Annotated in this window: 14 protein-coding genes; 6 read left to right on the top strand and 8 right to left on the bottom strand. The window is 39.7% G+C overall.

Going from position 1 to position 14,570, the window contains the following annotated elements; translation table 11 throughout:
* The first annotated feature begins 273 nt into the window (after positions 1-273).
* On the top strand, positions 274-1,524 hold the full coding sequence (locus tag HMPREF0083_RS11025; RefSeq protein WP_378433067.1) for an Nramp family divalent metal transporter: 1,251 nt from the start codon (positions 274-276) through the stop codon (positions 1,522-1,524).
* A 68-nt stretch (positions 1,525-1,592) separates the two neighbouring features.
* Positions 1,593-2,192: a YhcN/YlaJ family sporulation lipoprotein gene (locus HMPREF0083_RS26365; RefSeq protein ID WP_021621430.1), complete on the top strand. Its 600-nt coding sequence runs from the start codon at positions 1,593-1,595 to the stop codon at positions 2,190-2,192.
* Positions 2,193-2,266: 74 nt separating this feature from the next.
* Here HMPREF0083_RS26365 and HMPREF0083_RS11015 read toward each other — a convergent pair whose 3' ends face one another.
* On the bottom strand, positions 2,267-2,995 hold the full coding sequence (locus HMPREF0083_RS11015) for an N-acetylmuramoyl-L-alanine amidase family protein (RefSeq protein WP_051354626.1): 729 nt from the start codon (positions 2,993-2,995) through the stop codon (positions 2,267-2,269).
* Positions 2,996-3,545: 550 nt separating this feature from the next.
* Between HMPREF0083_RS11015 and HMPREF0083_RS11010 the strand changes: the two genes are divergently transcribed.
* Positions 3,546-5,009, top strand: a complete 1,464-nt coding sequence (locus tag HMPREF0083_RS11010) for a CoA-acylating methylmalonate-semialdehyde dehydrogenase (RefSeq protein WP_021621426.1) — start codon at positions 3,546-3,548, stop codon at positions 5,007-5,009.
* Positions 5,010-5,042: 33 nt separating this feature from the next.
* Complete coding sequence (locus tag HMPREF0083_RS11005; protein ID WP_021621425.1) at positions 5,043-6,398, top strand: aspartate aminotransferase family protein; 1,356 nt, start codon at positions 5,043-5,045, stop codon at positions 6,396-6,398.
* A 189-nt stretch (positions 6,399-6,587) separates the two neighbouring features.
* On the opposite strand, the gene HMPREF0083_RS11000 is transcribed toward HMPREF0083_RS11005, so the two are convergent.
* The 4 genes from HMPREF0083_RS11000 to HMPREF0083_RS10985 all read right to left on the bottom strand — a co-directional run bounded on the left by HMPREF0083_RS11000 (position 6,588) and on the right by HMPREF0083_RS10985 (position 10,806).
* Positions 6,588-7,565: a 4Fe-4S binding protein gene (locus HMPREF0083_RS11000; protein WP_040302387.1), complete on the bottom strand. Its 978-nt coding sequence runs from the start codon at positions 7,563-7,565 to the stop codon at positions 6,588-6,590.
* 93 nt (positions 7,566-7,658) lie between these two features.
* Complete coding sequence (pdxR, locus tag HMPREF0083_RS10995) at positions 7,659-9,095, bottom strand: MocR-like pyridoxine biosynthesis transcription factor PdxR (protein ID WP_021621422.1); 1,437 nt, start codon at positions 9,093-9,095, stop codon at positions 7,659-7,661.
* Between the two features lie 300 nt (positions 9,096-9,395).
* Positions 9,396-9,965 carry a TIR domain-containing protein gene (locus tag HMPREF0083_RS10990; RefSeq protein WP_021621420.1) on the bottom strand — a complete coding sequence of 190 codons (570 nt, stop codon included), beginning with the start codon at positions 9,963-9,965 and terminating at the stop codon, positions 9,396-9,398.
* On the bottom strand, positions 9,955-10,806 hold the full coding sequence (locus tag HMPREF0083_RS10985; protein WP_021621419.1) for a macro domain-containing protein: 852 nt from the start codon (positions 10,804-10,806) through the stop codon (positions 9,955-9,957). The genes HMPREF0083_RS10990 and HMPREF0083_RS10985 overlap by 11 nt, the downstream gene beginning before the upstream one ends.
* Positions 10,807-10,849: 43 nt before the next feature.
* Here HMPREF0083_RS10985 and HMPREF0083_RS10980 point away from each other — a divergent pair, with 43 nt between their 5' ends.
* Together HMPREF0083_RS10980 and HMPREF0083_RS10975 are read left to right on the top strand one after the other, a co-directional pair.
* Positions 10,850-11,632 carry a hypothetical protein gene (locus HMPREF0083_RS10980; protein ID WP_021621418.1) on the top strand — a complete coding sequence of 261 codons (783 nt, stop codon included), beginning with the start codon at positions 10,850-10,852 and terminating at the stop codon, positions 11,630-11,632.
* 273 nt (positions 11,633-11,905) lie between these two features.
* A complete protein-coding gene (locus HMPREF0083_RS10975) occupies positions 11,906-12,190 on the top strand; it encodes a hypothetical protein (RefSeq protein WP_040302388.1) in 285 nt (94 codons plus the stop codon).
* 475 nt (positions 12,191-12,665) lie between these two features.
* Here the strand turns inward: HMPREF0083_RS10975 and HMPREF0083_RS10970 are convergent, their stop codons facing one another.
* The 3 genes from HMPREF0083_RS10970 to HMPREF0083_RS10960 form a co-directional block, all read right to left on the bottom strand.
* The gene (locus HMPREF0083_RS10970; RefSeq protein WP_021621416.1) at positions 12,666-12,884 is read right to left on the bottom strand and encodes a hypothetical protein; all 219 of its coding nucleotides are present in this window, start codon (positions 12,882-12,884) and stop codon (positions 12,666-12,668) included.
* A 182-nt stretch (positions 12,885-13,066) separates the two neighbouring features.
* Positions 13,067-13,525: a hypothetical protein gene (locus tag HMPREF0083_RS10965; RefSeq protein ID WP_148315954.1), complete on the bottom strand. Its 459-nt coding sequence runs from the start codon at positions 13,523-13,525 to the stop codon at positions 13,067-13,069.
* A gap of 128 nt (positions 13,526-13,653) precedes the next feature.
* Positions 13,654-14,274: a hypothetical protein gene (locus HMPREF0083_RS10960; protein ID WP_040302385.1), complete on the bottom strand. Its 621-nt coding sequence runs from the start codon at positions 14,272-14,274 to the stop codon at positions 13,654-13,656.
* Positions 14,275-14,570: the final 296 nt, after the last annotated feature.

Here is a 14,570-nt window from a genome sequence, read left to right as displayed (position 1 = left end):
CTCTGGATCATACTGGATAATCAACACCCTTGTAGAAAAATAAGTAAACCGAACCTTTTATGCATCGAATGGTTGCATAAAAGGTTCGGTTTTTTCTTTGATGTCTGTATGACATGGTGTGTTTTTTCTTTTTTAGGGTACTACTTTACTATGTCTGATACAATTCAGTACACGTATGTGTTGAGCCTGAATTGCTGTTCTAAGAATATCTGGAGGTTTGCAATTGTGAAACATAAAAAAGCCATGAAACCGGTAGTTGAAGAAAAGAATCGAATGTTAACAGCATCTGCATACGCGTCCCTTAGAGGAGAGGCGCGTGGCATAAAAAGACTTTTCCCTTTTTTAGGCCCTGCCTTTATCGCTGCTGTTGCTTATATTGATCCAGGTAACTTTGCCACCAATATAGCAGCCGGTTCTGCGTACGGGTATACCCTTCTTTGGGTTGTTGTCGTATCTAATCTTATGGCCGTTCTTATTCAGGCAATGTCGGCGAAACTTGGCATCGCCACAGGAAAAAACCTGCCTGAAATATGCCGCGAGCACTTTCCGAGATGGGCTTCGATTCTTTTATGGATTCAAGCGGAGCTAGTTGTGATCGCCACAGATTTAGCGGAATTTATTGGTGCCTCATTAGGATTGTATTTAATTTTTCATATATCTTTAATCCCGTCCGCCATCATTACGGCATTCGGCTCATTTGCAATTTTAGAGCTACAGAGGCGGGGGGTACGTTCTTTGGAAGCCGTCATTTCCGGAATGATTTTCATTGTAGTTATCGCATTTGGACTACAGGTGTTTTATACACAGCCGGAGGCAAGAGATGTTATTTCCGGGATGTTTGTACCTAGATTCGAAGGCGTAGATAGTGTTCTGCTTGGAGCAGGAATTCTTGGCGCAACAGTGATGCCCCATGCTATTTACTTACATTCCTCTTTGATGCAAAAAAGAGTCATCGGACAGAATGAAAAAGAAAGAAGGCAAATTTTCCGCTTTGAGTTCGTTGACATTGTGATTGCCATGCTGATTGCGGGTGCAATTAATGCCAGCATGTTAATTGTCGCCGCTGCACTTTTTTATAAAAATGGACTGGATGTTACGGACCTTGACGTTGCTTTTTATCAATTCCAGCATCTGATTGGTCCTGTTTCGGCGATTTTGTTTGGAGTCGGCTTGTTATTCGCTGGATTATCAAGCTCATCCGTAGGCACGATGGCTGGTGATGTCATTATGCAAGGCTACATTAAGAAGCGAATTTCACTTTATATAAGAAGATTCATTACCATGCTTCCTCCGTTAGCGATTATTTTGTTGGGAGTGAATCCATCCAGGGCGCTTGTTATTAGCCAGGTAGTTCTGTCATTTGGTATTTCGTTTGCATTAGTACCTTTAATTACTTTTACAAGCAATCCTAACGTAATGGGGAAATTAGTTAATCATCGAATTACAGCACTTATTGCTTGGGTTGTTGCGTTTCTTATTATTGCGTTAAACATATTCCTGCTTTATGAGACCATTTTTCGATAATCGGTTTCCTCTAATCACCATCAGTAAAGGCCGATTGGGGCGTACAAACTAAGCGTGGAGGTGAGGATATGAACAAAGCGATAAAAAAATGTACTGTCATATCGCTTGTTGCCATTATGGCAGGCTCCATTGCCGCCTGTAACCCGGGAGCGGCACCTAATACGAACCGCACGCAGAATTATAGGGCAAGCCAATATCAGCCGAATGCTGCTATGCCGCGTGTCCATGACGGCTTTTATCCGTACAGCACGCCATATACTGGAATGCACCCGTATGGAACGTATACACCGAATACTTATAGCGGTGTACATCCTTATGCTACAGGATCTCATAATCAGGCTGTAGCGGATCGCATTGTGAATATAGCGGCCAATGTGCCGGGAGTTACCCATGCGACTGCTGTTGTGAACGGTAAGGATGCCGTTATTGGTCTTGATATCAACAATATTACAAAGAGCAGAGCTATGATTGAGCGTGATGTAGCGAATGCTGTGAAGAAGGCGGAGCCTGGATGCAATGTCCATGTGACGGCGGACGGAGCGCTTCATCAACGGATTCGTACGCTGAATTCTCAGGTGCGTTCAGGTCATCCGGTTCGTACATTGGCCCAGGATGTAGGAACAATTATTACCGATATCGGCCGTGCTGTAACAGCACCTTTTCGTTAGGCAGGAAGGGGAGACTTTGCAATAAAAGTCTTCCCTTTGCCTTTATACGTGCTATTTGCCTGCTTCGTGTAGATTTACTTCACATTGTTATGTGTACGCTCCTTTTTGCGTCCTGTTTCTTTAGATGGCGTTTGATTCAACAGGAAGAAGTATGTGTCAATGGACGAACTAATTGTATTTGCTATTTGAATTTGTTGCGAAGGAGTAGTCATACGTATCCGATCTGTCGGATTGCTGAGGAAGCCTATTTCTACAAGGACGGTTGGACAGATTGAATGATTAAGTAGATACAGCCGTTTCCCTGGCAGTGGAAGCTCTGTGGTTTTGTACAGCTTGTTTAAGGAATGCTGCATCATATCAGCGAGCATAAAACTTTGGTTGTTTTTCTGATATAGAACGAGCGGCCCGCGATTCGCAGGGTTTGAAGATGTATTTACATGAAGGCTTATCATGATTTTTGGGGAAAGCTCCTTCGCCAAATGCTTGCGTTGCGCCAAGTCTTTCTGATGGCGTGACTGCGTGTTTAGCCAGTGGTTTTCCTCACTTAGCGCGTAATCGCCAGTTCGGTTTAGGACGACGCTGTATCCTTTCATTGATAATTGTTTATAGAGAATTTTAGCTATTTCCAAAGTAATATTTTTTTCGAGAATATTTCCCGATACAGCTCCGCCATCTACGCCGCCGTGTCCCACATCAATAAGAACGTCTACAGGAGTATGAATTGCATGTACAGCTTCAATCGATGAAGGTGCAGGAATAAACAAAGTATACAGTAAGACGATGACTATACATGCCCGTTTCATGCCGATGCCTCCTTTGCTACATCCAAGTAACATTTACGGATAGTTTGCACAAACGGATAGACATGAATACAAAAATGAGTCGATTCGGCACATATTCCATAACTAATGAAAAAGTAGACAATGATAACGTGTATGTATATAAATTACACTTGATATTTTGACAGGGTAGCGTGGTTAGAAGTAGAAAAACATCATAATATATACATCGTTTTTGAATATTGAATGTGTCTAAAACAGGAGCTGATCTTTTGACATTATGTCTAATGAAACTGCTTTCAAACCTTTGTATAGTTAAAGTAACACGATGCTACCTGCTATGATATATAGAATTCACTTGATGTAGTAACAAAGGTTTAGATGGTTTGAAGTAGGAGAATTGGAGAAAGAAGAGGTTGGATTCGCCCTGCGCCCCGGCAGAAAAAAGGCTGGAGTTTCTTTTCCTCGTTTCCGATTTTCTCTTTCTTTTCTTATTTCCCACCACAAGAGCATGTTCATTCATCAAGTTAGATATATATAGATAGAAGGTAGATTAATTAATAGGGGTGTTTGTATGGCATTAGCAAAAGACAAGGTACAGCATGTGAAAAACTTTGTGGGCGGAGCATGGACAGAATCGATAGCGGAGCGGTATGAAGAGGTGCCGAATCCAGCGACAGGTGAGACGATCGCGTATGTACCGATTTCCTCACGGGAAGAGCTGGATCGGGCGGTGACAGCAGCTAAAGAAGCATATAAAACATGGAAGACGGTAGCTGTACCGCGACGTGCGCGAATTTTATTCAAATATCAACAACTGCTTGTAGAACACTGGGATGAACTAGCTCGTCTTATTACGATTGAGAACGGTAAAAGCTACGAAGAAGCATACGGTGAAGTACAGCGAGGAATTGAGTGCGTGGAATTCGCGGCCGGGGCTCCGACCCTGATGATGGGAACGCAGCTTCCTGATATTGCAACCGGGGTTGAATCGGGTATGTACCGGTATCCGATTGGTGTAGTGGGCGGTATTACGCCGTTTAATTTTCCGATGATGGTGCCATGCTGGATGTTCCCTTTGGCGATTGCCTGCGGGAATACATTCGTGTTGAAGCCATCTGAACGTACGCCGCTTCTGGCAAATCGTCTGGCCGAGCTTTTCGTGGAAGCGGGACTTCCTGAAGGTGTTCTGAACGTAGTACATGGCGCACACGATGTTGTAAACGGTATTCTTGAAAATCCGGATGTGAAAGCTGTATCGTTTGTCGGTTCACAGCCGGTAGCAGAATACGTATATAAAACAGCAGCGGCAAATGGGAAGCGTGTTCAGGCACTTGCCGGGGCAAAGAATCATTCGATCGTAATGCCGGATGCCGATTTGGATAATGCGGTCAAAAATATTATCGGCGCAGCCTTTGGTTCGGCGGGTGAGCGCTGCATGGCATGTGCCGTTGTCGTAGCTGTCGGTGACATTGCAGATGAACTTGTACATCGTCTTATACTGGAAGCGGAACAAATCAAAATCGGAAATGGCTTGGATGAAGGTGTCTTTTTGGGACCGGTCATTCGTGATGCACACAAGGCACGAACCATCGGGTATATCGAGGCAGGGGAAAAAGAGGGGGCACGTCTCGTTCGCGATGGAAGGAAGGATCAAGCTGTGGATGGAGCAGGCTATTTTGTCGGGCCGACCATTTTTGACAATGTAACAACGGAGATGTCAATCTGGAAAGATGAAATTTTCGCGCCTGTATTGTCTGTTGTGCGTGTAAAAGACCTGGATGAAGCCATTGAACTTACGAACCAATCCGAGTTTGCTAATGGCGCGTGCCTGTATACGGATAGCGCAAAAGCGGTACGCCAGTTCCGGGATGACATTGATGCGGGAATGCTGGGCATTAATCTGGGCGTTCCGGCTCCGATGGCTTTCTTTCCGTTCTCAGGCTATAAGAAATCGTTCTACGGCGATTTGCATGCCAACGGGCGTGATGGAGTAGAATTTTACACTCGTAAGAAGATGCTGACGGCACGTTATTAAAGCAGGTAATTATTTTTGCATGGGGGCGATCGTATGATTTTGCAAAACAAAGCGGAGGACGTATTAGCGAAAGACCGTAAGTATGTATGGCATCATATTACGCCTTATAATGAAGAAGTTTCTCCTATAGTAGCGGTTGAGGCTGAGGGGTCATGGATTACAGATATTAACGGAAAGCGTTATTTGGATGCGATGGCCGGGCTATGGTGCGTAAATGTCGGATACGGACGCGAAGAAATGGCGGAGGCGGCATATGAACAGCTAAAGACGATGCCTTATTTTCCGCTTGCACAAAGTCATCTTCCGGCTATTCAATTGGCTGAAAAGCTAAATGAATGGCTCGAAGGGGAATATGTGATTTTCTTCTCCAACAGCGGTTCGGATGCGAATGAAACAGCCTTCAAAATCGCAAGGCAGTATCATGAACAAAATGGAGAGCCGAGCCGGTACAAATTTATTTCACGCTACCGCGCATACCATGGGAATTCTATGGGTGCTCTTGCTGCAACAGGTCAGGCTGTACGGAAATACAAGTATGAGCCGCTTGCTCCGGGATTCGTACACGTTCGTCCGCCGGACAGCTATCGCCGTCCCGCTGGACAAAGCGTGGAGGAGTTCAATCTGCAGTGTGCTCAGGCAATTGAAGATACGATTGTATGGGAGGGTAAGGAAACCGTCGCTGCTGTGATTATGGAGCCTGCCATTACGGGTGGTGGAATTATTGTGCCTCATCCTGCTTATATGGAAAAGGTGCAGGAAATTTGCCATAAGCATGGCGTCCTGTTGATTATTGATGAAGTGATTTGCGGATTCGGACGTACAGGTAAGAAATTCGGCCATATGCACTTCAATGTGAAACCGGATATCGTAACGATGGCAAAAGGACTGACAAGCGGCTATCTTCCCCTTTCCGCAACGGCGGTTCGCAAAGATATTTACGAGGCTTTTAAAAAATCGGCAGAGTATGGCCATTTCCGTCATGTGAATACGTTTGGCGGCAACCCTGCTGCCTGTGCGCTTGCCCTTAAAAATCTGGAAATTATGGAGAAGGAAGAGCTGGTTGAACGCGGACGTATACTTGGTGAACGCTTACTGGAAGAAATGAAGGAGCTTGAAGCTCATCCATATGTTGGAGATATACGCAGCTTCGGTTTTCTATTAGGGATTGAACTGGTTGAAGACAAGACGACAAAAGAGCCTGCGTCCGCTGCTAGAGTCGGGCGGGTGATAGCCGAATGTAAAGCCAACGGATTAATCATTGGCAAAAACGGCGATACGGTAGCTGGCTTTAATAACGTTATCGCTCTGTCCCCACCGTTATCTGCTACAAACGAAGATTTGGAATTTATCGTTACCACGCTAAAAGCTGCGATGAATAAGATGATTTAATAGCAGAACCTGACCGTATACGATGTAGTTGCTTTTAGGGGAGCAGCCATTTGTAGCAAATGCAGCTGTTGGGGCTATAGGTGCACCGCAACGGCAGCTTCAATATTAACCCGGTGCAAAAAACGAATAAAAAATGAAAGCCCGGTCTACAGCTTTGGCCGGGCTTTCATTATAAGATCTGTTGCGTAGCTACTGTTTTTGGGACGTGACAAGACTAACCTGTCGAAGAATTTCGGCTCCGGTTTCATTCTGTACATGAATGGTAATCATTCGATTTTCCCCGGGAATGGCCCGATTAATCCGAAATAACAGGCTTTCTTCTGCCGAAGCATTAGGTTTTACTAAAACTTGTTCCGGTACGGTTATCTCCCAGTGAGAAGGAAGGTTTTCGTACCGGATTTTGAAGGTGGACGATTGAGCGGATAGGTTTTCTATTTGTAGAGAATACGTGTAAATAATATGGTCTTGCGTAACAACCCCCTGTAATTTCTTACCTAGGCTTACAGTAAAGTTATTGCTTGTGGAGATAGAGAAGATCAATACTGATACGAACGCAGCCATTAGCAAGGTAAGCACCAATCCCGTGCCACGAAACATATTCTTTATCCCGCTCTGCTGCGAATGCTTGTCAGAGAATGCGAACTGGAGAATGCCATACGGACAAGCGCTGCGACAAAAGCGGTGACGCAAGCGGTGAATCATAATAAAAAAGAACCCGGTCGCAACAACATAAGCCCAAAATGACCATGCTGTTGCATTTAACGTTATGATTTCTTTCCATAAATCATATGGACTGTAAAAATAAGCGATCATGCTAAATCCGATAATAGGAGCAAATATAAAGGAAAGTAATATATCCACCATGCTGCGAAGCCATTTCTTTTGATGTAGTTTCTTTGTTTTTAGCAATTTGGTTACATAGACGGAAAACGTATTATGCGGGCACATCCAGCCACAGAATTTGCGTCCGAACCACTTGGAGATGGAAACAAACGTAAACACAAGGATAAGGACCGTTAGCATTAAAATATATCCGTCATGAAAAGAAAAGCTTTGCCTAAATACGTAGAAACGGAGGTGCATAAAATCAATACGGAAAATATCAAAGAGTGGAACAATAAAAAACAACAGCAGAATAAAAAATTGCATAAGTGTACGCTTCTTCAATGTGAATCACTCTTCCTATTCTTTTTATATAGAATAGTAAAACAATGAGTGTTCCCTGTATTCATCCACTTATAATATTTTCTGCTCATCCACTTATGTTAGCGTTATGAATGCTTGCTTTAATCTAAGGACTCCTTCTTCAATCAGCGGTGTTTCTGTTCTGCCGAATGTCAGGCGCATGTGACTTTTTTCGGAGCATAATAAGCTTCCCGGAACGAATACGACACCGTTGCGCAGCGCCGCTTCAAGCAACCTGTATTCGTTTACCTCTCTTTTCAGGCTGCACCAGAGGTGGACCCCTCCTTCCGGTATATGAAATGTCACATAGTCGGACAAGTGTTGCTCAAGAGAAGCGATGAGCAGGTTTCTTTTTTCGAGCAATCGTTGTTGTACATGAACAAGATGTTCAGCAAATGTATTAGCCCTAAGGAATTCAGCGGCGATCCATTGCGGAAAAATACTGTGGCCGAAATCGACCTGTTGTTTTGCATCCGCCAGACGGGTAATAACTTTTTGTGGACCGACGATCCAGCCTATGCGAAGTCCCGATGCAACCACTTTGGATAAGGAGCTAATATAAAGGACGTTCCCGTTCCGATCAAGCGACTTTAAGGTTGCAGTGTCGGTCTCTTTGCTAAAGGGGATCAGACTGTATGGATCATCTTCGACGACTGGAATACCCAGTTCAGCCGATAGCTCTAAAATTTTGGTTCTGCGCGAGTGCGATAATAGTGTTCCTGTCGGATTTTGAAAAATAGGATTTAAGAAAATCATCTTGATTTTATGCTTTTTATATAAGGCGACAATATCATCAGGCTCCACACCTTGCTTTCCTACAGTCAGCAGGTGGGTCTTAATGCGGGCAGACCGAAAGAGCGGCAGCGAATAAGCATAAGAAGGATTTTCAATTGCTACCGAATCTCCCGGATGTAACAGACATTGTACAATCAGATACAATGCCTGCTGTGCTCCGGAGGTAATTAAGATGGACTGGCTTGTACAATCAATTCCCTTATATTTTCCTAAATGGCTAGCAACAATGTTCCGTAATTCCAGATTACCCTGCGGGTGCTCATAGCCGAGAGAATGATTGAATTTATTTTGTGAAAGTATATGGCGAAAATCGGCATAGGGTGTTAAATCCGGGGCAAGTTCACCGCTTGCGAAGTTGATAAGGGATCTTTCTTGAATTTCGTCCTGGATATGCTGGTATACCGGAAGGTTAGGCAGAAATGAGCCGCTCTCAACATACAGATTCCAATTGGGAATGCGGTTTCTGGTCATCCCCCAGAAATCGGAGCTTACTTTTGTCCCGCTTCCTTTAATTCTTTCGATCATGCCTTTTGAATGCAGAATATCGTAGGCGGTAATAATCGTTCCGCGATTTACCTCAAACATTTTGGCCAGTGTTCGCTCTGAGGGCAGGATGCTGCCGGGAGGGTATTCGCCGTAAATAATTCTTTTTTCAATAAAATCGACAATCTGCTGGTATATGGGAAGATCGCTGTGTCTGCTCGGTTTCCAATCCATAATATTCACCGTCAATATGTAAAATTTTTAACGTATACATCTATATTCAAATTCATTATAACACATGAATTGACGGGAACAGACGGTCGGGATAGCATTGTTTTATCCGGTACGCTGACCAGCGCGCAGGGCGCATCCACCCTCTTCGTTTATTCCATTATAGCGCCCGATTGTTGAAGAGCTTTCCCTTGAAATTATTTATGATACGGTTCACCGCACCAAATCTAAGTAAGGTTTATTTGCAACAGCTGTAAAGATATATTGTATGCGTATATTTAATAAAATTATTGCTACCTTGCTTTAGCACTTATAAAAGTATACACCAGCACTACATTTTGAATTTATCATAAAGCTCGTATCATTTAATGCACTTTTAATCAGATCTTTTTTATAAGGTAAGTGAATTGTAGGAACCTCTGCCATAGAATCTCTAAAAGTAGGTAGTTTATCCCATAAGCTTTGGATCTCATCCTTAATGGTATTTGTTTTACAATTTATAATATCACTCTTATTCTGATATTCAGGATAAACAACAATTACTGGCAATCCCTTCATACCTATTCCATAGTTTATTTCTTCACGCAATGCTTTACTATTTTTTGTCACTGAACTTAAAAACAAAATTATATTTTTTGAATTGCTTAGTCTATCATGTAAACGGGGTTTCAAAGTTTTTTCCCAATCACTTCCGTCTCTCACGTTATAGTTTTTATTATGTGAGTCATTAAAGGGAAAACTACTATCTGCAGCTTTCCATGCTCTTAACAAGTTATAAGATGAAAAATCCTTTGTGGCAGATGCCCCCAGATTACTCTCACTAAAAGGTTCACTAACATAAAATGCTGTATAATTACCATTTCTATATGCCATTTTTTTCAAACTCCTTTAATTTATAAAAATTTATTTCTTTATGATGTTTTTCATGAAGAAGAATAGTAACTTTAGAAGGCTCTCTAAATTTAACCTTACTAATTTTAAAAGTCCAAAGCATCACTTCTAGTAATTGATGAGAATTGGCATTAAAATCCTTATGTCTCGTTATACCAGAACCTAGCAATGGAACAACGACTTCTTGTTGAGCATAGAGACCATTTACTTCATTCCAAAAATTTATTAAGCAATTTGCATATTCATGTAGCTTTAAATTAGCTTTATTCTCATTATCAAATTTAGAAAATGCTACGAGAAAGAAATCTATATCTTTATATACAGAACCTAAACGATAACGAGTTTTTTTCCCTCCTAAAGGACGGTTTACGTCTTTTTCAACAATTCTAAGTTGCATTCGTGGATCTTGAATAATTCTTTTATCTAAATCTGATGTATCTGAATAAAATCTGTTTAAATACTGTCCATTTAAAGATGTTCTAGATATTATTTGGTCATCTACTTCAGTATCGAAAAATTCATTAAAGGCGATTACCTTATAGATATTTCGAGGAAATGTGAAAATATCGCCCTTTTTTATTTCAATTTCGGAACCATCGATATTTAATTTTATTTTCTTTAAACAAAGACTTTTAATTAATTTAAACAGAATAAGTATAAAACTTAATATCACTAATCCAATTAAAATATAGAATTTGTTGAAATTATTATCGAACTCAATAAAAGTAAGTAACGTTGTAGCAATTCCGAATAAAGCACCAGGAATAGCCCAAGAACTAATCCAAAAATCCTTATCTTTAACAATTTCTTTTAATTTCCACATAACATTCTCCAATAATAGTCTATTAAAGCAATTAAAGGATATCGTGGATGACGTTATTACAAATAATTCAAATAAACCAGATGTTTTAGTTTTAGCTGTATCATGTGCTGTAAGAAAAGAAAATATTGAATCCTTTAAAGAATATGCAGCCGCCAAGGGAATTGGGCATGCATCAATATGGACAAATACAGTGATAGAAGCAAAATTATATGCAGAGTATCATGATTTACTATTCTCATATTTTGGTATTAGTTTATCTTCTGAAAGAAGAAATCGAATTGCTACAGTTAGAAGAAATATAAGTTTAAAGGAAAAAATGAAAAAGGATTTCTTGAAGAAAGGTGAAGAAATTCAAGAGGATGTTTGGGAACGAATAAAATATCCTTACAAAAAGTTTAAATCATCCGAAATTCTTATACGATCTGTAGATGACACATTTTACCCTGAAAACATCCCAGATGAATTAGGAAATTACCCTTGGTATAAGGTCGAAGCGTATGATTTTTACTACAATGGTATAAGAGTAATTACTGGAATTAGGGAGTTAGTGATAGATGAAGAAGGCAATTGGGATTTTATAAAAAATTATAATGAAAAAATATCTGAGAGATATTTCCGTGTTAATGCCTTGGAAATAGGAAACATTCCATTCAGTAATATTATAGAATACGATATAAATGGTGATGAGTTTTATATATACCCTCACTTATTCTGTGACTTTTCAAACCAAGGACATCCTTACGAAAGTATTGATTATGTAGTAGAAACTGAAGATAGTGGATATGCTTTTTTGGATGTGGATAAAAAGGGAGTAAGGCAAGTTTAATCTAATTATTTTAGGTTTGCTCTGATGTATACGCTTTGTTATTTTAAAAGGGTGTGCTCAGCTCATTTGCAAATTACAAAAAATCTAATACTTGAGTCTAAGTGGCCTTGACAGAAACGGTATACTAAATAGCAATACAAAGATTACTATGAAGGTCATTATAGGATATTTAAATAAGAAGGGGAAAGCTCCGAAGCAGAGGCTTTTTGTTTTGATTACCTTTACTCAATTACATTATTAGATAGAGGTGACATGTTGGAAACATCTAAATGGATTCCTTTAGTTAACATAAAGGATGAAGAGGAAATATGGGTTGGAACAAGAGTTAGAATGTACAATGTCGGTCTTAATGTTGTAGATAAAAAAGACGATTACTATGAATATTTAGTTTCATATATTTATGATAATGAAGCTTACTTACAACTAACTAACCTTTCACAAGGAAAAGCAGGTAATATAATTTGTGTAATAGAAAAGGATCTACCCAATCACTATGCTTTAGGCAAAACATTAAAACATATGGTGAGACTGGAAAGTACATTTGTCCAATTCGAGTAATATTTTTTAGACGAACAACAGGAAACTCCTTACAAGTAGGGGGTTCCCTTAATTTTATCTAATTATCAATATTAACATTTAACACAGCCATATTAAAAATGAAGTTGTTTAGAAATATCTTTACCAACCTGCTTTTAAGCAATCGATTCCATAACCTATTTTCAGTTTCTTTGCTTGTTATAAGATTGTTCCCTACAAATATAGGAGATACCTCTTTCCACTTTCTACGAATCCAAACACTACATCAAATGGTAAATGGTTAACTTCAATCCATGAGTAAGTAAACTTTTCATCTTATTCTTCCTCTGAAACTAATGCCTCATCTAAGGCTAACTATTAATTCCTTGTTCAAAAAGTAATGGTTAGTAACACGCGTGTTGATTATCCAGCTTTAGGCAGACTCCTCCTGTATAAATCCTGATAATGTTTCATGCATGTCTGGATAACAAATTCCCATTCTACAGAAAGCTGTGCCTCAATGAACGGACGGGAGCCCGTAGGCCGTAGCCACATCGGTCGCATGGCGAAAACTTTTCCATTCATGGGTAGCCACCATGATAAGGAAACGTAGCAATAGAGAAACAGAAAGCTTGCGAGCGGTATCTTTGTAACCGTGAACTTGTAAAATCTCTTGAATGTCCTCTTCGGTAACAAGATGTTCCAACACGTGAAGAAGTGTGATAGACTTTTTCATAGGAGGTCGCCTCTTTTCGTAGAGATTTGTATGTGATATACAAACTCTTTTCCCGAAAAAGATGCCTCTTTTTCATTTTTTAGCTTACTTTTTTTGGTTAATCAACACTCGTGACGCTAAACAAAAGTATAGCCGGCTTTCACCACATTAGGGGGGTGTAACCGGCTTTTTTATGAAGGATGTCATCTCTGTTCAGTAACTTTGTCCCATTCATTTGTAATATTTATTCCTGTCTTCTCAAGTTCTTTTATGTAGTTTTCAGATGAAGTTAACAAGGCAACCGAGAAATCCTGAATTTCCAAGGAAAAAACATCATCTTTTTGTATGCTAAAGTTCCATAAATGAGACATATTTCCGTTAAAAGAAGGCTCTTGAAATTTCAGCAACAAGTCCCTAGATTCTTTGCCTAGTACTCCCTCTACTTGAATTGAATCCTTTGTATTTGTTGCATTTTTTATTTCGATATCTTTTAAATTCAAAAATTCCTTTTTCCCTTCCCCTAAAGGATTGTTAGGGTCAATTTGAGCCATAGAACCCGGAAAAACTATCCTGAACTTGTTAGCATTATTTAAGCAATAACTAAACAAATCTCTCCAGTTTTTATATTTCCAAGTACAATGCATGACATACATTTGTTTCACAAGACTCCTTTCTTAAATGGTATTAATAAAGGTCCTTAGCAACCTTTGTTATATATGCTTTAGATAATTTATTCTGAGCATATAATATTAGAATTACTAAGGACCTCATAAAATATTTTTATCAACTTTTACTCTTCTAATTCTACAACCGGTAGATATGGCATTTCAATATATGGATATGGAGATGTATCCTCATCTTGTTGGGTTTGCTCTTCTTCATTTGACGTATTAATAGTACGAGGAACTGGATTAAGTTTCGTAATTATACTGTATATAGCTCCAGCTATAGCAAGCCATGTTGCAACACCAATTTCTACGAACTTATCGACTGCTTCACTAATGAAGTTTTTCATAGCACTTGCTGCTGCTGACGCAGCATTCTTCCAAGAGTCAGTGCAAATATCTACAATTGTTTTTTTGCTAATACTATCCCATACATATATGCATGTAGAAGAACTTTTCGAACTATATTTTACAATATGATAGTTTGCTAATTCTGTATCATATCTTCCGGTTTTATCATTCTTTTTATAAATGTGGAAATTTGTATGTGGTGTGCTATTACTTGGGAATTTTGGACCGGCATATCCCGTATGTACGTCCGTTATAACAAATCTGATAGGCCCTACATCTTCCATCCAAACTGGTTGAGCAGCTTTTACATAAGTGTCTAAACCTACGGAGTATGTAACAAACATTGCTAGAATCAGGGACAGAACGACTTTTTTAAAAATGATACAATTTTTCACTTTCTTACCTCCTTTTTCTTCCAACAATCCATATATTATAAAAAAATGGTATATATGTAAATTTAGAAGAGTTAAATTCAATATTTTTTACTATATTTTACTTTTATGGTATGTAGATAAAGAGGTGAAAAGTCCTAAAAGAAAACTTACATGACATTTGCTTGTATATATCCTTATCTAATGCTAAAATTAATAGCAAACATATAAATTAATATATCGTTTACGCTATTATTAGTAGCGAAATTTAAACCAACCGCCCAAATTTTAACTTCCCTCCGAAAGAAGTCTCCCACTTC

Source organism: Aneurinibacillus aneurinilyticus ATCC 12856 (assembly GCF_000466385.1).
In the GTDB taxonomy this organism is placed as follows: Bacteria; Bacillota; Bacilli; order Aneurinibacillales; family Aneurinibacillaceae; genus Aneurinibacillus; species Aneurinibacillus aneurinilyticus.
The sequence above is the reverse complement of the archived record's forward strand: the minus strand, read 5'-3'. Positions and strand labels throughout refer to the sequence as shown.

Excerpts from the sequence above, each read along its gene's own strand:
- pdxR (WP_021621422.1), bottom strand. The coding sequence starts at position 9,095 with ATGGATTGGAAACCGAGCAGACACAGCGATCTTCCCATATACCAGCAG.
- HMPREF0083_RS11010 (WP_021621426.1), top strand. The coding sequence starts at position 3,546 with ATGGCATTAGCAAAAGACAAGGTACAGCATGTGAAAAACTTTGTGGGC.
- HMPREF0083_RS11005 (WP_021621425.1), top strand. The coding sequence starts at position 5,043 with ATGATTTTGCAAAACAAAGCGGAGGACGTATTAGCGAAAGACCGTAAG.
- HMPREF0083_RS10970 (WP_021621416.1), bottom strand. The coding sequence starts at position 12,884 with ATGAAAAAGTCTATCACACTTCTTCACGTGTTGGAACATCTTGTTACC.
- HMPREF0083_RS10985 (WP_021621419.1), bottom strand. The coding sequence starts at position 10,806 with ATGTGGAAATTAAAAGAAATTGTTAAAGATAAGGATTTTTGGATTAGT.
- HMPREF0083_RS11015 (WP_051354626.1), bottom strand. The coding sequence starts at position 2,995 with ATGAAACGGGCATGTATAGTCATCGTCTTACTGTATACTTTGTTTATT.
- HMPREF0083_RS26365 (WP_021621430.1), top strand. The coding sequence starts at position 1,593 with ATGAACAAAGCGATAAAAAAATGTACTGTCATATCGCTTGTTGCCATT.
- HMPREF0083_RS11025 (WP_378433067.1), top strand. The coding sequence starts at position 274 with ATGTTAACAGCATCTGCATACGCGTCCCTTAGAGGAGAGGCGCGTGGC.
- HMPREF0083_RS10990 (WP_021621420.1), bottom strand. The coding sequence starts at position 9,965 with ATGGCATATAGAAATGGTAATTATACAGCATTTTATGTTAGTGAACCT.